Genomic DNA, 17721 nt, shown 5'->3' with positions numbered 1-17721 from the left:
TGGAGGGAAGGCGGACTTTCAAGCGCCTGAGCCAAGCCAAAAAGCAATATTTATGCCTTTTCCTCTCCGGCGCCTGTCCGATTACTTTCCCTGCGCCACCGTCACCAGCGCCGGACGCAGCAAACGGTCGGAAATCACATAGCCCTTTTGCAGTACGGCCACGACCGTATTGGCGTCCTGCTCGGCGGGCACGGCCGAGATTGCCTGGTGCTTCATCGGGTCGAGCTTGTCGCCGGCCTGGGGGCTGACTTCTTGCAGCTTGTTCTTTTCAAAGGCGGAAGACAGTTGCTTCAGGGTCATGTCGACGCCTTCTTTCAACGACTCCAGCGACGGATTTTCGATCTTCAGGGCCATTTCCAGGCTGTCCTTGACCGCCAGCAGCGATTCGGCGAAACCTTCGATCGCGAATTTGTGCGCCTTGGCAATGTCTTCCTGGGCGCGGCGGCGGATGTTTTCGCCTTCAGCGCGGGCGCGCAGGAACGCGTCCTGCATTTCGGTGGCGCGGGCTTCGGCGGCGGCCAGCTTGTCTTCCAGCGTCGGCTCGGCGGGCGCCGCCTGCGCGGCATCGGCATCGGCATCGGCGGCGGTAGCGGTCTGGTCGGCCGGTGCCGTTTGCTGCTCGTGTTGCGCTTCTTGCTTTTCCATGTCTTGCATTCCTGAATTACCTCCAACAAATCAAACTGTGATTGCCGTTTGCCGGCGCTGCCTGCGACGGCACAAGATGTCCGTCAGATAAGGCATTTCCTTCATATTTCAAGGTTTTTTGCTTTTTCCTGTCATTTCAACAAGAAAGTTGTTACCAATAGTTACAGAAATTACTGGACTCATCTTCAAGTTAATACGACCTTGACCTAAGATGAATTCAAGCCTGAGCGGCTTTTCCTTTTACCCGCCCAGGCAAGCTGGACGCGGCGTCGCCCGGATTGGAACCACCGGGCCCCGGATCCCATCCTCACATGAGGTGACATCATGAAATTGCCACTGATCGCGGCAGCCGTTCTCATTGCCGCTTATAGCCTCCTGGCCACCGCCTGGATCAGCTATTCGCATCTGGTCGGCCTGTACGCATTGTAAGCACGCAGGACTCGCCAGCCTTCTGCCAGCCCTTCTTCCTGCAGCCGAAGAGAACCTCGTTCAAGCCAAACTTCCGTATTGCAACGCGAATTGCCATGCCGCACCCGACTTTGCCCGCCGGCAAGGGACAACCAGCTATTCTAGCAGGCCGCAGACGGCTTTCCGCAGGTTTCGGGGGAGCCCGGCCATCCGGCCTTAGCGCGGCATGCCCATGGTAGGCCAGCCGGCCAGGTGTTGTTCCGCGATGTCCGCCATGCCGGCCATCCAGGCCGGCGACTCATTCAGGCAAGCGATGAAATGGAATTCCTTGCCGCCGGCATGCAGGAACTCGGCTTGGCCTTCCATCGCGATCTCTTCCAGGGTTTCCAGGCAATCGCTGGTAAAACCCGGGCACATCACGTCCACCCGCCGCACGCCTTGCCGCGCCAGTTCCTGCAGCGTCGGCGCGGTATAGGGCTGCAGCCATTCGGCCCTGCCGAAGCGCGACTGGAAGGCGACCAGATATTCGCCAGGCGCCAATCCCAGCGCCTGGGCCAGCAGGTGTGCGCTACGCTGGCATTCATCATGGTAGGGGTCGCCCAGCAGCAACGTGCGCCTGGGGACGCCATGGAAGCTCATGAGCAGCTTGTCCGGCCGGCCATGCAGCGCCCAATGGTCGAGCACCGACTGGCGCAGCGCCTGGATGTAGCCGTCGCTGTCGTGGTAGTCGCGAACCATGCGCAGTTCGGGAATGTTGCGCACCTTGCGGTAATGGCCGAAGACCGCATCGAAGATCGAGGCGGTCGTGGTGCCGGAATATTGCGGATAAGCCGGCAACACCAGGATGCGTTGGCAACCGCCGGCCTTGAGCCGGTCCAGCACGTCCGGCAACGCCGGGCTGCCGTAGCGCATCGCATAGACCACCTGCAGGCGATGGCCGCGCGCGGCGAGCCCGGCGCCCAGCGCCGCGGCCTGGCGTTCGGTATGGACTTTCAGCGGCGAACCTTGCCCGGTCCAGATGCTGGCGTATTTCTTGGCCGACTGGGACGAACGGAACGGCAGGATGATGCCGTTCAGGATGAACCACCAGATGGCGCGCGGAATTTCCACCACGCGCGGGTCGGACAGGAATTGTTTCAGGTAGCGGCGCACGGCGCGCGCATCGGGCGCGTCCGGCGTGCCGAGGTTGACCAGCACCAGCGCGGCGGACGGCAGGCTGTCGTGGGACTGCGGCTGGGGCGGGGTCGGTTCTTTGCGAAATGCCATCGGTGACGCTCTTCTTATGACGCCAGCAGCTCGCGCGCGTGCTTGCGGGTGGTGGCGGTGATTTCCAGGCCGCCCAGCATGCGCGCGATTTCTTCCACGCGCGACTTGGCGTCCAGGCCATCGATCTGCGACAGGGTCTTGCCGCCTTCATTTCGCTTGCTGACCTGGAAATGCTGGTTGGCCTGGCTGGCCACTTGCGGCAGGTGGGTCACGCACAGCACCTGGCGCTCCTGGCCCAGGCGCTTCAACAGGCGTCCGACCACTTCGGCCACGCCGCCGCCGATGCCGCTGTCCACCTCGTCGAAGATCAGCGTGGGCGTGCCGGTGGCATGCGAGGCGATCACCGAGATCGCCAGCGAGATGCGGGCGAGCTCGCCGCCGGAGGCGACCTTGGCCAACGGCCGCGGCGCCACGCCGGCATGCCCGGCAACCAGGAACTCCACCTGTTCCAGGCCGTAGGCCGCCGCTTCGCAGGCATTGAGCGCGATCGAGAAACGCCCGCCCGCCATCGACAAATCCTGCATGGCGGCGGTGACCGCTTCGGCCAATGCCGCGGCGGCCTTGGCGCGCGCGCCGGAAAGCTGCTGTGCGAGAGCGAGGTAGGCCGCCTTCAGCTTGTCTTCCTGCGCGCGCAGCGCATCGAGGTCGCTGGCGTCCGCCAGTTGCTTGAGCTGCGCGGACAGGGCCGCGTATTCCTGCGGCAGGTCGTCCGGCTGCACATGGAATTTGCGGGCGGTGGAATGTACCGCTTCCAGCCGCTCTTCGACCGTCTTCAGGCGCGCGGGGTCGAGTTCGACGCGGCCGAGGTAATCGTTCAAGGCGTACACCGCCTCCTGCAACTGGATCTGGGCCGGCTCCAGGGTATCGAGCACCGGCTGCAAGGCGCTGTCGACGTCGACCAGCTTGTTGAGCCTTTGCGTGATCGACGACAGTTGCGACAGGATCGGCGACTCCGATTCCGAAATCGCCTCCAGCGCTTCCTGGGCGCCGCCGATCAGCGCAGCGGCATGGGACAGGCGGCTGTGCTCGGCGCTGATCTCGGCCCACTCGCCGGGCTTGACCGCCAGCTTCTCCAGCTCGGACACCTGCCACTGCAGCCGCTCGCGCTCCAGCAGCACGTTGCGCGCGTCCTGTTCGAATTCCTCGCGCTGGCGCGCCAGCGCACGCCAGCTCTTGTAGGCCGTCGCCACCTGGCGCGCCTGGTCCAGCAGGCCGGCCTGGCTGTCGAGCAGCTGGCGCTGGGCATCGGACTTCATCAGCGACTGGTGCGCATGCTGGCCGTGGATGTCGACCAGCATCTCCCCCAGCTCGCGCAATTGCGCGGCGGTGGCGGCAATGCCGTTGACGTAGGCCTTGGAACGGCCGGCGTTGTCGATCACCCGGCGCAGCAGCACGCCGCCGTCTTCATCGGCGAATTCATGTTCGGCCAGCCAGGCCTGCGCCTCGGGCGGAGCGGCGAAGTCGGCCGTGATATCGGCCTTGGCCGCGCCTTCGCGCACCACGCTGGCGTCGCCGCGCCCACCCAGCGCCAGCGCCAGGGCGTCGATCAGGATGGATTTGCCGGCGCCGGTTTCGCCGGTAAAGACGGAAAATCCGCGCGCGAATTCGAGCTCGATGGCATCGACAATCACAAAGTCGCGGATCGTGAGGGTACGCAGCATGGTGGTCAGTGGAAGGTTGGACAGGAAGGCAGTGTCGGCCGCCATCATGACGCAAGGATGACAGCCGCCGACATTGGATTATTGTAATCGGCCTTCTATCGAAGGATATTCATTCCAGTGCAGCTTCTGCCGCAAGGTATCGAAATAGCTCCAGCCCTCGGGATGCAGGAAAGTGATCTTGTGCGCCGAGCGGCGGATCACGATGCGGTCGCCGTGCAGCACGCTGGTCAACGACTGCATGTCGAAATTGGCGCTGACCTCGCGCCCGGAAATCACCTGGATCACGATCTCGCAGGAGTCCGAGATGGTGATCGGGCGGTTCGACAGCGCATGCGGCGAGATCGGCACCAGTACGATGCCATGCAGGCTGGGATGCAGGATCGGGCCGCCGGCCGACAGCGCATAGGCGGTGGAGCCGGTCGGCGTGGCCACGATCAGGCCGTCGGAACGCTGGTTGTACATGAAGTGGCCGTCGACCTCGACATGCAGCTCGACCATGCCGGAGGTGGCGCCGCGCGCCACCACCACGTCATTCAACGCCAGCGCATGGAAAATCTCCCGGCCTTCGCGGTAGACCCGGGCCTCCAGCAGCGAACGCGACTCGGCTTCGACCTTGCCATCCAGCATATCGCCCAGAGCCGGTATCATTCGGTCCTGGGGAATATCCGTGATGAAACCCAGGCGCCCCTGGTTGATGCCGATCAGCGGCACGCTGTACGGCGCCAGTTGGCGCGCGATGCCAAGCATGGTGCCGTCGCCGCCGATAACGATGGCGACATCGGCCTGCTGGCCGATCTGCTCCGGCGTCAAGGCCCCATACCCATCCAGTGCGACGTTCTGCGCGGTCTCCGCTTCGAACACCACGGTATGTCCGTGCGACTCGAGGAACACGGCGATGTCGGACAGTATCTGCGCGATGCCCACGGCCTGGTACTTGCCGATGATCGCGACGGTTTTTGGCACGGCTGCCTGGACGGGTAATTTGATGGGCCACATGCTGCGGATTAGACCATAATTTAAGATTGTAATGAATACACCATCCACTTCCGCTTCCCGCGCCGCCGTCAGGGCCGTGCTGTTCGACCTCGACGACACCCTGTGGGCGATCGAGCCGGTGCTGGTGCGCGCCGAAGGCCTGCTCTACGAATGGCTGCGCCGGCATGCGCCCAAGGTCACCGCCCGCCATAGCGTGGCTTCGCTGCGCGAACGCCGCATGGCCCTGATGCAGACCGATCCGCTGTACCGCATCGACTTGTGGAAGCTGCGCCATGCCGCGCTCACGGAAGTGCTGCGCGAACACGGCGAAGACCCGGCGCTGGCGGACGCCGCCATGGCGCTGTTTTCCGAGGCGCGCAGCACGGTCGCGCTGTTCGACGACGTCGAACCGGCCTTGCGACGCCTGAAAACCAAACTGACGCTGGGCACGGTCTCCAACGGCTTCGCCGACCTCGGGCGCATCGGGTTGGCGGAGCATTTCGGCGTTTCGATCGCGGCGCACCGTTTCGGCCGCGCCAAGCCCGACGCCGCCATCTTCCACGCCGCCTGCGAAGCGCTGGGCGTGGCGCCGGCCGAGACCGTGTACGTCGGCGACGACTTGCAGCTGGACGTGCAAGGCGCCCAGCAGGCGGGCTTGCGGGCGGTGTGGATGAACCGCTTCGGCCGCGCGCTGCCGGCCGGCATCGTGCCCGACGCCATCTGCCGCGACCTGCATGAACTGCATGCGTGGCTGGATGCCCAGGCCGCATCGCAGGCATGACCTGGCGCAGCTATTTGCGCCGTCGCCGGCGCCGGAACGGACTTTTACGCCGATAAGTCGTTAGAATACGACGTATGCAACTCGATAACCGCGCCCGTACCCTGCTCAAGGCGCTGGTCGAACGGTACATTGCCGACGGCCAGCCAGTGGGTTCGCGCGCCCTGTCGAAACTGTCCGGCCTGGAACTGTCGCCGGCCACCATCCGCAACATCATGGCCGACCTCGAAGAAATGGGGTTCGTCGCCAGCCCGCACACCTCGGCTGGCCGCGTGCCGACGCCGCGCGGCTACCGCATGTTCGTCGACACCCTGCTGACGGTGGAAACGATCAACGAAAGCGCGCTGGAAGGACGCCTGCAGCATCGCCTGCAAAATTCCTCGCAGCAAAAGATCATCATCAACGCCGCCCAGGTGCTGTCCTCGCTGTCGCAGTTCGCCGGCGTGGTCATGACGCCCAAGCGCGAATCGGTATTCCAGCAGATCGAGTTCCTGCGCCTGTCGGAAAAGCGCATCCTGCTGGTGATCGTCGACCAGGGCGGCGACGTGCAGAACCGCATGCTGCTCACCGAGGTCGACTACACGCCCAGCCAATTGGTCCAGGCCGCCAACCATATCAACCAGCATTACGCCGGCCAGTCCTTCGACCAGGTGCGGCTGCTGCTGAAAAGCGAACTGCGCCAGCTGCGCGACGACATGACGGTGCTGATGCAGGCCGCGGTCGAAGCCGGCAGCGACGCCATGAGCGAGGATGCCGACAGCAACGTGGTGATCTCCGGCGAGCGCAACCTGCTGTCGGTGACCGACCTGTCTTCCAACATGAACTCGCTGCGCCAGCTGTTCGACATGTTCGAACAGAAAACCGGCCTGTTGCAGTTGCTGGATGTCTCCAGCAAGGCCACCGGGGTGCAGATCTTCATCGGCGGCGAATCGCAACTGGTGCCGATGGACGACATGAGCATCGTCACCGCGCCGTACGAGGTGAACGGCCGCATCGTCGGCACGCTGGGCGTGATCGGCCCGACCCGCATGGCCTACGAACGCGTGATCCCGATCGTCGACATCACGGCCAAGCTGCTCTCCAGCGCGCTGAGCCAGCACTGACGGCAGGCAATATCCGGCCATGCGCGGGCCGGAAACAAGAAAGCCACGTGGATTCACGTGGCTTTTGCATTTTCTTGCGGCTGTAAGAACAGGAAAAAGATTGCAGCCTTGCAGCCGGCATGCATCAATTATTTCTTGATTTTCTTGCAGTTCTTGCAATGGCCGTACAACGCCAAGGCATGGTCGGCGATCTCGAAACCATGTTCCTGGGCGATCTTCAGCTGGCGCTTCTCGATTTCGGCGTCGAAGAATTCTTCGACCTTGCCGCAATCCAGGCAGACCAGGTGGTCGTGGTGCGAGCCCTCGTTGAGCTCGAACACGGCCTTGCCGGTCTCGAAGTGGTTGCGCTGCAGGAGGCCCGCCTGTTCGAACTGGGTCAGCACGCGATAGACGGTGGCCAGGCCGACATCCAGATTGTCGGACAGCAACTGTTTGTAGACATCTTCAGCGCTCAGGTGGCGCACGGACGTGTTCTGGAAGATCTCCAGGATCTTCAGCCGAGGCAGGGTTGCCTTCAAGCCGCTTGCTTTGAGTTCGGATGGATTATTAGGCATGGTTAAGTTAATTTCCCGGTTATCTGCTTTATCATATAGCGTTTTAGGCCCATGGCTCAACCCGGTTGACATCTTTATGCGAATGCTTTCCCGAATGAAGTCCCATTCCCTCATTGCCGTGATCGGCATGTTTGCAGCGCTGAGCGTGGCGCTGTCCGGCTGTTCCTCGACCAAGGCGCCGGAACCGGCGGCCGCAACCGACACATCGGGCGTGAAGGTGTCCGGCAAGAGCAACAGCCTGTTCGGCTTCCTCAAGCCCTATCGCATCGATATCCAGCAAGGCAACTTCGTCTCCAAGGAAATGGTCGCCCAGGTGCGTCCCGGCCTGACGCGCGACCAGGTGCGCTTCGTGCTGGGCACGCCGCTGCTCAACGACATGTTCCACTCCAACCGCTGGGATTATGACTTCCGCCTGGCCAAAGGCAATGGCGAAATCATGTCCAGCCGCGTCTCGGTGTTCTTCAAGGATGACCTGGTGGAACACGTCGACGGCGGTGAAAACCTGCCCACCGAAAGCGAATACCTGACGCTGATCACCAATGCCAAAGTGGGCGCCAAGGCGGCATTCACCAATAATAGCGACGTCAAACAGGCTTCGCCTGAAGCCCCCTCGTCCGCCAAACAATAACCACCGAAGCTGATTCATGAGTGCACTGAAAATCGCGGTAGCCGGCGCCTCCGGGCGCATGGGCCGCATGCTGATCGAAGCCGTCCTCAACGCCGACGACCTGGCCCTGGCCGGCGCGCTGGACACCCCGACCTCGCCCGCCGTGGGCACCGATCCTGGTGCTTTCCTGGGCAAAGCCACCGGCGTGACAATCGAATCCGACCTGGCCCGCGGCCTGGCCAACGCCGACGTGCTGATCGACTTCACCCGCCCTGAAGGCACGCTGAAACACCTGGAATACTGCGCCGCGCACGGCGTGAAAGTGGTAGTCGGCACCACCGGCTTCGAACAAGCCGGCAAGGACGCCATCGCCGCCTTCGCGCAAAAGACCGCCATCATGGCCGCGCCCAACATGAGCGTGGGCGTGAACGTGACGCTCAAGCTGCTGGAAATGGCCGCCAAGAATTTCGCGCAGGGTTACGACATCGAGATCATCGAGGCGCACCACCGCTTCAAGGTCGACGCCCCCTCCGGCACCGCGCTGAAGATGGGCGAAGTGATCGCCGACGCGCTGGGCCAGAAGCTCGACGACGTCGCCGTCTACGCGCGCGAAGGCGTGACCGGCGAACGCGACCCGTCCTCGATCGGTTTCGCCACCGTGCGCGGCGGCGACATCATCGGCGACCACACCGTGCTGTTCGCCGGCATCGGCGAGCGCATCGAGATCTCGCACAAATCCTCCAGCCGCGTCTCGTACGCCATGGGCAGCCTGCGCGCCGCACGTTTCCTGGCCGGCAAGCAGACCGGCTTGTACGATATGCAAGATGTGCTGGGCTTCAAGTAAGACTGCGAAGATGCCATGACAGAAATTCGCTGCCGCGCCTGCCTGGTCCGGCAGCGAATTTTTTTCTGGAACACCGATCCAAGAACCTGTTAACGATCAAGAGACTGCTCCTATGGAATCGAATGTCGGATTTGCCCATTACTGGGCGCAAGGCGATGCCGTTTCGCACACCGTGGCCTACCTGCTACTGATCATGTCGGTGGCCAGCTGGTTCTATATCCTGTCCAAGGCCTGGTCGGCCTGGCGCATCCGCCGCGGCAGCAACGCGCTGGAGCAGTTCTGGCAGGCGCCGTCGCTGCCGGATGCGATCGCCGCGATGCAGGGCGCGGACAGCGAACTGATCTACACCCCGATGGCCGAACGCGCCGCCGACGCCGCCGACCTCGGCACGCGCCAGCAATCGGCGCCATCGCCGTCCCTCAATGCCACCACCGACCGCGACGAACTGATCACCCGCACCTTGCGGCGCGAAATCAACCGCGTCTCGGCGCGCCTGGAACGCGGCCTGACGCTACTGGCCTCGGTCGGCTCGACCGCCCCCTTCGTCGGCCTGTTCGGCACGGTCTGGGGCATCTACCACGCGCTGGCGGCGGTCTCGGCCAGCGGCACGGTGCAGATCGACAAGGTCGCCGGCCCGGTCGGCGAAGCGCTGATCATGACCGCGCTGGGCCTGGTGGTAGCGATCCCCGCGGTGCTGGCCTACAACGCCTTCACCCGCATCAACCGCGTGGTGCTGGCCGAACTGGACGGCTTCGCCCACGACCTGCACGCCTACCTCACCACCGGCGAACGCGTCGGCGGCGTACGCAAATAAACAGCGAAGGAGAACGCGATGAGTTTCGGCGGCTTCAACGACAACCAGCACTCGGCCCCGATGGCCGACATCAACGTCACGCCCATGGTCGACGTGATGCTGGTCTTGCTGGTGATCTTCATCATCTCGGCGCCCTTGTTCACGCACGCGCTCAAGCTCGACCTGCCCACCGCCCAATCCGCCCCGGCGCCGGAAAAACCGGAAACCGTCACCGTCGGCATCGACGCCGCCGGCAAGCTGTACTGGAACGACCAGCCGGTCAACGCCGAAGAAATGGACGCACGCATGGCCGCAGCAGCAGCCAAGCAACCGCAGCCTGAAATGCAACTGCGCGCCGACAAATCCACCCGTTACGAAACCATCGCCGAAGTCATGTCCGCCGCCCAAGGCGCGGGCCTGACCAAAATCGGCTTCGTCACCGACCCCAAACCCGGCGCCGCGAAAGCCGCCGGCAACAACGCAGGCAAGTAATCCATGGCAACCGTACAACTCGCAGGCGACCGCATCACCGACTGGGACAGCTTCCACACCGAAAGCGCGCAAGCCTTCGGCTTCCCGGACTTCTACGGCCGCAACATGGACGCCTGGGTCGACTGCCTCTCTTACCTGCGCGATGACGACGGCATGTGCAAGTTCAAGCTCAAACCGAAGGAAGTGCTGCGCATCGAGATCAGCGGCAGCGCCGACTTGCACAAGCGCTTGCCGGAACTGGTGGAGGATGTGGAATTCTGCTGCACGGCGATCAACGACCGTTGCGAGGATTATGGGGAAGAGCCGGTGCTGGAGTTGGTCTGGAAGTGATGTGAGGCGCTGAACGACGCTGGGTCCTGACTTTCGTCAGGACGACGCGTAGAAACGATAGCGATCAAAAACACCGAAGCCGCAGGCGGGAGAAAGCACCGCGAGGCCGAAGGCGAGCCGGACACGAAGTCCGCTTCTGACCAGCCGGAAAAGAGATGAGAAAAATGGATCAGAAAGGCAGTCGGAGCGAAGCGACTCTGCCTTTCCCATTTTTCTCATCTCTTTTCCGGGAACCCCGAAGGGGCTGGGCAGTAGCGGTCGCCTTCTTTTGCTTACTTTTCTTGGCGAGACAAGAAAAGTGAGCGGCTGCCGGGCCGCCCCCGGCGCGCCGCTTCGACCGGAGAAAGAAAAGCATAAAGCCAGTACATCTGCACAAAGCAAGACCAGACTACCCCTTGCACGCAACTCAACTCAACCCAACACGTCAATCAATCAACCCATCCCCATCATAAAACGGATAAGGCCCCTCAAACTCCCCCACAAAGGCAGTATGGCTAACCAAGCCGCACGCCACCTCATCCCACCAATGCAACTGAAACCCCGGCGGCTCCATCACAAAACATGAATCCGCCCGCGGATCCAGATCAAGCAAAACCTGATGCGACACCCCGGGACAAGTAGAAGCCAATGTCCCCCCAAAACGCCGCTGAATAGAGCGATGCAAATGCCCGCACAACACCCGCTCAACTTGAGCATGCCTGCGCACCACCGCCTCCAGCGCCTGGATGTCAGGCTGAGCCAGCCCGATATCGTCCATATGCCCGATGCCGGTACGAAACGGCGGATGGTGCATCACGATCACGGTCGGCTTGTCCGGCTGCGCCGCCAGCACCTCGTCCAGCCAGTGCAAGCTGGCCGGCGCCAGCGCCCCGCTGCTCGAATGCGGAATCACCGTATCCAGCGCCACGATGCGCAAAGGATGCTCGTCGACCACATACTCGATACGCTCCCCGCCCTGCTGCAGATAAGCATGATCGGGAAACGCCGCGCGCAAGGCATGGCGTTCGTCATGGTTCCCCGGCAACAGGTAATACGGCATGCTCAACGGCGCCAACAGCTTGCGCAGGAAATCGTATTCGGACGGCTTGCCGAAATCGACCAGATCGCCGGTGATCACCACGGCATCCGGCTTCTGCCGCAATCCGTTCACCTGCGCCACGCAACGGCGCAGGCTCTCGGCGGTATCGACCACGCGATAAGACTTCTTGCCATCGGTCTTGATGTGCAGATCGGAAATTTGTCCCAATATCATGCTGTCTCCTTGCCGGCCGGCACCTTCACCAAGGCCTCGGCCGGCACGTTCAGCGCGACCAGTTGGCCCGGCTGCCACAGCCCGCGCTTGCTGGTTTCCACGATCACCGGCCGGCCGGCGCCGATGTCGATCTCGACACGGCTGCGGTCGCCCATGAAGAAACTGTTGAGAATAACCCCGCGCAAGGTATCCCCGGCGCCATCCTCGGCGTCCAGCAACTGCACGTCTTCCGGGCGGAACATGGCGCTCGCCGGCTGGCCGTCTGCCACATTATCCGGCAACGGCAGGCTGCCCGCAGGCAGTTGCAGCCGGCCGGCGCCGGCGATGCCCTCGACCCGGTTCATGGCGCCGATGAACTCGGCCACGAAGGCGTTGGCCGGGCAGTAGTAGATGTCCTGCGGGCTGCCGATCTGCGAGATCTTGCCGCGTTCCATGACCACGATGCGGTCGCCCAGCGCCATCGCCTCGCCCTGGTCGTGGGTGACATAGACGGCGGTGATGCCAAGCTTGCGCAGCAACTGGTTCAAGTCGCTGCGCACCGCTTCGCGCAGCTTGGCGTCGAGCGCGGTCAGCGGCTCGTCCAGCAGCAGCACCTTGGGTTCCACCGCCAGGGCGCGCGCCAGCGCCACGCGCTGTTTCTGGCCGCCGGAAAGCTGGTCGACGCGGCGATGCGACAAACCCTGCAGGTGCACCATCTCCAGTAATTTCTCGACGCGCTCGGCGCGCTCAGGGGCGGCGACCTTGCGGATCTTCATGCCGTAGGCGATGTTCTCGCCCACCGTCATGTTGGGGAACAGCGCGTAATTCTGGAACACCATGCCGACGCCGCGCTTCTCGATGGGCAAGTCGGTGACATCGTCGTCGCCAAACATCACGCGCCCGCCCCGGTCGGGGAATTCCAGGCCGGCGATCATGCGCAGCGTGGTGGTCTTGCCGCAGCCCGAAGGGCCCAGCAGCACCAGTGTCTCGCCGGCGCGGATTTCAAGGTCGAGCGGCTGCAGCGCGCGTGCGCCATTCTCAAAGGACTTGGCGCATTGCGCCAGCCGGATCGAAACAGGTTGCTTCATAAGCTTGCTCTCTTGCGTGTCGCCTGGGTCACCCACTGCATGCCGATGAGCAGCGGAATGATCATGAAAAAGAAAATCAGGGTATAGGCCGAGCCGACTTCCAGCCGCATCGAGGCGTAGGCATCGGCCAGGCCCACCGGCAGGGTCTGGGTCAGCGGCGTATGCAGCATCCAGGTGATGTTGAATTCGCCGATAGACAGCGTCACCACCATCAGCGCGCCGGCCAGGATGCCGGACATCACGTTGGGAATGACGATGCCGAAAAAGCGCCGCATCATGCCGGCGCCGAGGCTGGCTGCCGCCTCTTCCAGCAGGGCCAGTTGCGAGGACTGCATCACCGCCAGCACCGGACGCACCATGAACGGCAGGGTGAACAGCACATGCCCCACCAGGATAAAGGCCAGGCTGCCGCGAAAGGCGCGGAACTGGCCGTAGGCCATGATCAACGCCAGCGCGGTGGCCAGCCCCGGCACCGCCACCGGCATCATCAGCAACTCTTCGATGGCGCGCGCGATGCGGCTGTTGCCGCCCTTGTAGCGCGCCAGCATGTAGGCCAGCGGCACGCCGACCACCGCCGTGACCAGCAAGCAGGCCAGCGCGATGAAGATGGAGCGCCAGATGGTGGGTTGGTACATCTCCCACACCTGCGCCACCCAGCGCAGCGTGAAGCCGCTGGAGAGGCCGACGAAGAAATTCTCGGTCACCCCGGCCAGCATCGACAGCAGCACCGGCACGATCAGGAAGGCGCACACCAGCAGCGTGAAGGCCAGTTGCAGGTAAAAACGCAGATTACGTTTCATCGTCATTGCCTCACGCCGCCGCGGCCACGCCGTTGCCGGTCAGCGAACGCGCCAATGCCAGCGCCAGCCAGGTGATCGCCCCCAGCACGATGGACAGCGACGCGGCGGCGGCGAAATTGGCATAGCCGGTGAATTCGTTATAGATGGTCATCGGCAACACGTCGATGTTGGCCGCCAGCGTGAACGCGGTGCCGAAGGCGCCCACGCTGGTGGCGAAACAGATCGCGCCCGACGAGATCAGGGCCGGCGACAGCGCCGGCAGCACCACATGCAGCAGCACTTGCCAGGGCTTGGCGCCCAATGATCGGGCGGCTTCTTCCAACGCGGGATCGAGCTTCTCGGCGCCGGCCACCACGGTCAGGATCACGCGCGGGATCGAGAAATACAGGTAACCGAGGAACAACCCCGACAGCGAATACGCGAACACCAGCGACTGGCCGAACAGCCAGTCGGTGAAGGCGCCGATCACCCCCTGGCGGCCGGCCAGCATGATCACCATGAAGCCGACCACCACGCCGGGAAACGCCAGCGGGAAAGTCAGCATGGCCAGCAACAGGGATTGCCCGGGAAAACGGTTGCGCTGCAGGAACAGGCCGACCAAGACCGAGATCGCCAGGGTGGCGGCCGTGACCGCCGCCGACAACGCCAGCGTCGACACCAGGCTGGCGAAGTAATGGCGGTTGGTCAGCACCGCGAGATAGGCCAGCGCGCCATCCGGCCCGGAAGCGCCGACGCCGAGCAGGCGCACCATGGGCAGCAGCCAGAAGGCGCAGAACAAGGCCATCCCCGGCGCCGCGAACCAGAGCCAGACGCCGTTGCCGTTGCGCCGTGTCCGGCCCGGCGCGGCCATTGCCTGTCCTGCCGCTTGCATCAGCGCACTTCCGCCATGTAGCGCTCGCCGAACTTGCGCTGCGCTTCAGCCATCTTGCCGTAGTCCACCGACTTGGCGCGGGCGTATTCCGCCGCCGGCAGGAAATGCGACTCGGCTTCCTTGGACATGGCCGAGGCGCGCACCGGACGCAGGTAGGCATTGGCCCAGATCGCCTGGCCCTGGTCGGACAGCAGGAAGTCCAGCACCTTCTTCGCTTCGGCCTGGTGCGGCGCATTCTTCACCAGCGACACCACGTAGGGCACGCTCACCGTGCCTTCGGACGGGATCACGAAAGCCACGTTGGCGCGGTCCTTGTACTTGGCGCGGTAGGCGTCGAAGTCATAGCCCAGCAGGATCGGGATCTCGCCCGAGATCAGGCGCGCGTACGAAGTCTGCTTGGGAACGATGGGCTGGTTCTGCTGCAGCTTCTTGAAGTAGGCGATGGCCGGCGAGAAGTCGTCCAGCGAACCGCCCAGCGCCTGGTTGATCGCCACCGCGCCGACATAGCCGACGAAGGCCGAGGCCGGATCGAGGTAGCCGATCAGGCCCTTGTATTCCGGCTTTTGCAGGTCGGCCCAGGACTTGGGCACCGGCTTGCCCTTGAGGGCGTCGACGTTGACCATGATGCCCATGGTGCCGGAGTGGATGGTGAACCAGTAGCCGTCCGGGTCCTTCAGGCCGTTGGGAATGTCATTCCAGTTGGCCGGCTTGTAGGGCGAGACCAGGTCCTTGGCCTTGGCTTCGATGCCGAAGGAAACGCCGAGGTAGGTGAAGTCAGCCACCGGGCTGGCCTTCTCGGCCGTCAGTTGCGCCAGGGCCTGGCCGCTGTTCTTGTTATCCGGCGGCACGGTGATGCCGGTCTTGTCCTTGATGGCCTTGATCTGGGTAGCCCAGTCGGCCCATTCCGGCGGACAGTTGTAGCAGATCGCGGTCTGTGCGGAGGCCGCGACGGAAGCCGACAGCAGCAGGGCGCCGGCGACGGTTTGAACAACACGTTTCAGGAACATGTCAGGTCCTTTCCAATAGGTTGAACGACAAAGACAAAGGCGCTACGAAAAAACAGCAACAGTTCAGGACTGGTTCGGCGGCGCGGCCGATCCGCCCGCCCTCACCGCATGCGGCAATACATGGCGCGCAGCGGCGGCAGGCGCCGCGCCGGCAGCCGCGGCGCCGCGTTCGATCGCCGCCACCAGCGTGCGCAAGGCGACGTCGCCGATCTGCTCCGAAGGCTGCACCACGCTGGCCAGCACCGGCGCCATCAGGGCCCCCACGGGAATGCCGTCGAAGCCCATCACCGAGATGTCCTGCGGCACGCGCAAGCCAAGCGCGCGCAGGTCGCGCATGGCGCTCATGGCCAGCAGGTCGTTGGAACAGAACAAGGCGGTGGGACGCCGGGCCGGGTCGGCCATCATCTGCTGGTAGTCGGTCGCCGCGGTCAGCGTATGGCGCTCCACTTCGATGGCGGACATGGGCTCCAGCCCGGCCACACGCATCGCGTCCAGATAACCGTAATAGCGCTGGATCGCCCGGTCCGAGGCATTGAAGCGGCCCGACAGCATCCGGATACGGCGATGCCCCAGCCGGATCAGGTGCGCCACGGCGTCGCAGGCGGCGGCCCGGTTGTCGACCGACACCGATACCCGCGCGCACGGCGGCTGGCCCGGCGCCGGTTGCGCCAGTTGGTTGTAGGTCAGCACAAAGGGAATCTTCTCGCGCTCCAGCAAGTCGAGCGTGGCGTTGGCGCCGGCGTCGGCCACCGTCAGGATGACGCCGTCGACGCGATGGCTCAACAGCAGTTCGACCGCGGCCGACTCGTCATGGGGCTGGTATTCGGTGGTGGTAAACATTACCGAGTAATCGAGTTCGCGCGCGGCCAGCTCAATGCCTTGCAGGCATTGGGCAAATACCGTGTTGGACAGCGTCGGCACCACCACGCCCACGGTGCGCGAATTGCCGGCGCGCAGGTTGCGCCCGTTGAAGTTGGGGCGGAAGCCAAGCTGCTCGATGCTGCGCTGGATCTTCTCGGCGGTTTCGGCGCTCACCGAACCGGGCTTGTTCAACAGGCGCGAAACGGTGGCGATGGAGACGCCGGCCAGATTGGCTACTTGCTTGATGGAAGGTCGCACGGGAATCGCTCGGTGACATGAAAACGATTACATCGTGCCAGCCGATTATGACGGCCTTATGACCATCGATGCCCATGCCAGGCTTGGGCGGAACCCGTCAAACATTGCATTTATTGCAATTTTCATCACCCGCGCAATGACGTGTCGCGATTCCCCCACCATCGAATTTTTAAGACTTTTCTCATATAAACACGAGGAACGAAACGGCAAACTGACGTCACTGCATCAAGCAAACGAAGTCGGCAAACAGCGCGATGCACATGAATCCAACGCCATCCCCAACCGAGGAAATATCATGCAAAACGTCATCGTCCGCTCCGCTTTCACCGCTATCGCCGCGCTCGCTTCGGCAGCAGCCTTTGCCGGCCCCAGCGCCGAGCTGAAGGTCACCGGCGTGATCAAGCCGGTCGCCTGCACCCCCACCATCGGCACCGGTTCGGCCGTGATCGACTATGGCAACATCCCCACCGGTTCCCTGACCGCGGGCGCCAACAAGGTGCTCGACGCCAAGGAAGTGCCGTTCACGATCACTTGCGAAGCCCCGGTCAGGATGGCCGTGACGGCGGTCGACAACAAGGCCGCCAGCAAGGTGACCGGCCTGGCCACGATGGTCTCGAACACTGCCTCCGAAACCAGCATGTTCGGCCTGGGCGCGGCCGCCGGCAAGAACATCGGCGCCTTCCACTTCTCGATGAAGCAAGGCTCCTTCACCGGCGACGGCGCTGCCGTGAACACCATCGGTTCGGCGGTGTCGGCCACCCCGAGCTGGACCACGACCAGCGCCGGCGGCATGACCACGGGCCGCATGCTGTCCTGGGCGCCGGCCGGCAGCACCACCCCGGGTTCCTACCGGGTCGTCACCGGCACCCTGTCCGTGGTCGCCATCCTGAACAAGCCTGAAAACCTGGACCTGACCCAGGAGATCAACCTGGACGGTTCGGCCACGATCGAAGTGAAGTACCTGTAAGCCGGCAACATCCGCAGTTTTTCTGAGGCCATCCGGAAATAGTCTTCCCTGGCCCTCCCTGAGGGCCACTTGCCCGCTTCGCCTGCGAAGCGGGCTTTTTTGTTTCCGGGAAGGAAATACTTGCAGGTTCTTACATCCGTACGCGGCCATCGGCATCAGACTGCCTCCCCCAGGAACGAGCC

20 protein-coding genes are annotated in these 17721 nt (G+C 63.6%); 8 read left to right on the top strand and 12 right to left on the bottom strand.

Annotated elements, in window-relative coordinates; genetic code table 11:
- Positions 1 to 81: 81 nt before the first annotated feature.
- The 4 genes from grpE to AC07N6_RS02565 all read right to left on the bottom strand — a co-directional run bounded on the left by grpE (position 82) and on the right by AC07N6_RS02565 (position 4976).
- Complete coding sequence (gene grpE, locus AC07N6_RS02580; RefSeq protein WP_494780756.1) at positions 82 to 654, bottom strand: nucleotide exchange factor GrpE; 573 nt, start codon at positions 652 to 654, stop codon at positions 82 to 84.
- A gap of 615 nt (positions 655 to 1269) precedes the next feature.
- A complete protein-coding gene (gene hemH, locus AC07N6_RS02575) occupies positions 1270 to 2319 on the bottom strand; it encodes a ferrochelatase (protein ID WP_494780755.1) in 1050 nt (349 codons plus the stop codon).
- A 14-nt stretch (positions 2320 to 2333) separates the two neighbouring features.
- Positions 2334 to 3980, bottom strand: a complete 1647-nt coding sequence (gene recN, locus AC07N6_RS02570; protein WP_494781269.1) for a DNA repair protein RecN — start codon at positions 3978 to 3980, stop codon at positions 2334 to 2336.
- 78 nt (positions 3981 to 4058) lie between these two features.
- A complete protein-coding gene (locus AC07N6_RS02565) occupies positions 4059 to 4976 on the bottom strand; it encodes an NAD kinase (RefSeq protein ID WP_494780754.1) in 918 nt (305 codons plus the stop codon).
- A gap of 31 nt (positions 4977 to 5007) precedes the next feature.
- Here AC07N6_RS02565 and AC07N6_RS02560 point away from each other — a divergent pair, with 31 nt between their 5' ends.
- Entirely contained in the window at positions 5008 to 5736 is a 729-nt protein-coding gene (locus AC07N6_RS02560; protein WP_494780753.1) for an HAD family hydrolase, read from the top strand.
- A gap of 74 nt (positions 5737 to 5810) precedes the next feature.
- Complete coding sequence (gene hrcA, locus AC07N6_RS02555; protein WP_494780752.1) at positions 5811 to 6836, top strand: heat-inducible transcriptional repressor HrcA; 1026 nt, start codon at positions 5811 to 5813, stop codon at positions 6834 to 6836.
- Between the two features lie 128 nt (positions 6837 to 6964).
- Here hrcA and fur read toward each other — a convergent pair whose 3' ends face one another.
- Positions 6965 to 7390, bottom strand: coding sequence for a ferric iron uptake transcriptional regulator (gene fur, locus AC07N6_RS02550; protein WP_494780751.1), 426 nt, complete (start codon positions 7388 to 7390; stop codon positions 6965 to 6967).
- 94 nt (positions 7391 to 7484) lie between these two features.
- On the opposite strand from fur, the gene AC07N6_RS02545 reads away from it, so the two are divergent.
- The 5 genes from AC07N6_RS02545 to AC07N6_RS02525 all read left to right on the top strand — a co-directional run bounded on the left by AC07N6_RS02545 (position 7485) and on the right by AC07N6_RS02525 (position 10456).
- Positions 7485 to 8018: an outer membrane protein assembly factor BamE gene (locus AC07N6_RS02545; RefSeq protein WP_494780750.1), complete on the top strand. Its 534-nt coding sequence runs from the start codon at positions 7485 to 7487 to the stop codon at positions 8016 to 8018.
- A 16-nt stretch (positions 8019 to 8034) separates the two neighbouring features.
- Positions 8035 to 8841, top strand: coding sequence for a 4-hydroxy-tetrahydrodipicolinate reductase (dapB, locus tag AC07N6_RS02540; RefSeq protein WP_494780749.1), 807 nt, complete (start codon positions 8035 to 8037; stop codon positions 8839 to 8841).
- A 112-nt stretch (positions 8842 to 8953) separates the two neighbouring features.
- Positions 8954 to 9655 carry a MotA/TolQ/ExbB proton channel family protein gene (locus AC07N6_RS02535; RefSeq protein ID WP_494780748.1) on the top strand — a complete coding sequence of 234 codons (702 nt, stop codon included), beginning with the start codon at positions 8954 to 8956 and terminating at the stop codon, positions 9653 to 9655.
- An 18-nt stretch (positions 9656 to 9673) separates the two neighbouring features.
- Positions 9674 to 10126: an ExbD/TolR family protein gene (locus AC07N6_RS02530; protein ID WP_494780747.1), complete on the top strand. Its 453-nt coding sequence runs from the start codon at positions 9674 to 9676 to the stop codon at positions 10124 to 10126.
- 3 nt (positions 10127 to 10129) lie between these two features.
- Positions 10130 to 10456, top strand: coding sequence for a barstar family protein (locus AC07N6_RS02525; RefSeq protein WP_494780746.1), 327 nt, complete (start codon positions 10130 to 10132; stop codon positions 10454 to 10456).
- A gap of 36 nt (positions 10457 to 10492) precedes the next feature.
- On the opposite strand, the gene AC07N6_RS02520 is transcribed toward AC07N6_RS02525, so the two are convergent.
- The 7 genes from AC07N6_RS02520 to AC07N6_RS02490 form a co-directional block, all read right to left on the bottom strand.
- A complete protein-coding gene (locus AC07N6_RS02520; RefSeq protein WP_494780745.1) occupies positions 10493 to 10666 on the bottom strand; it encodes a hypothetical protein in 174 nt (57 codons plus the stop codon).
- Between the two features lie 214 nt (positions 10667 to 10880).
- On the bottom strand, positions 10881 to 11708 hold the full coding sequence (locus tag AC07N6_RS02515) for a phosphodiesterase (RefSeq protein WP_494780744.1): 828 nt from the start codon (positions 11706 to 11708) through the stop codon (positions 10881 to 10883).
- Positions 11705 to 12775, bottom strand: a complete 1071-nt coding sequence (locus AC07N6_RS02510) for an ABC transporter ATP-binding protein (protein WP_494780743.1) — start codon at positions 12773 to 12775, stop codon at positions 11705 to 11707. Before AC07N6_RS02510 ends, AC07N6_RS02515 begins: the two co-directional genes overlap by 4 nt.
- The gene (locus AC07N6_RS02505; protein ID WP_494780742.1) at positions 12772 to 13575 is read right to left on the bottom strand and encodes an ABC transporter permease; all 804 of its coding nucleotides are present in this window, start codon (positions 13573 to 13575) and stop codon (positions 12772 to 12774) included. The genes AC07N6_RS02510 and AC07N6_RS02505 overlap by 4 nt, the downstream gene beginning before the upstream one ends.
- Before the next feature lie 10 nt (positions 13576 to 13585).
- Positions 13586 to 14425, bottom strand: coding sequence for an ABC transporter permease (locus tag AC07N6_RS02500; RefSeq protein ID WP_494781268.1), 840 nt, complete (start codon positions 14423 to 14425; stop codon positions 13586 to 13588).
- A gap of 20 nt (positions 14426 to 14445) precedes the next feature.
- On the bottom strand, positions 14446 to 15453 hold the full coding sequence (locus AC07N6_RS02495; RefSeq protein WP_494780741.1) for an ABC transporter substrate-binding protein: 1008 nt from the start codon (positions 15451 to 15453) through the stop codon (positions 14446 to 14448).
- A 63-nt stretch (positions 15454 to 15516) separates the two neighbouring features.
- Complete coding sequence (locus AC07N6_RS02490) at positions 15517 to 16572, bottom strand: LacI family DNA-binding transcriptional regulator (protein WP_494780740.1); 1056 nt, start codon at positions 16570 to 16572, stop codon at positions 15517 to 15519.
- Positions 16573 to 16867: 295 nt separating this feature from the next.
- Here AC07N6_RS02490 and AC07N6_RS02485 point away from each other — a divergent pair, with 295 nt between their 5' ends.
- Positions 16868 to 17539 carry a DUF1120 domain-containing protein gene (locus tag AC07N6_RS02485; protein WP_494780739.1) on the top strand — a complete coding sequence of 224 codons (672 nt, stop codon included), beginning with the start codon at positions 16868 to 16870 and terminating at the stop codon, positions 17537 to 17539.
- Positions 17540 to 17721: the final 182 nt, after the last annotated feature.

It is taken from the genome of Herbaspirillum sp. GW821-FHT09A12, from assembly GCF_059418325.1.
The sequence above is the reverse complement of the archived record's forward strand: the minus strand, read 5'-3'. Positions and strand labels throughout refer to the sequence as shown.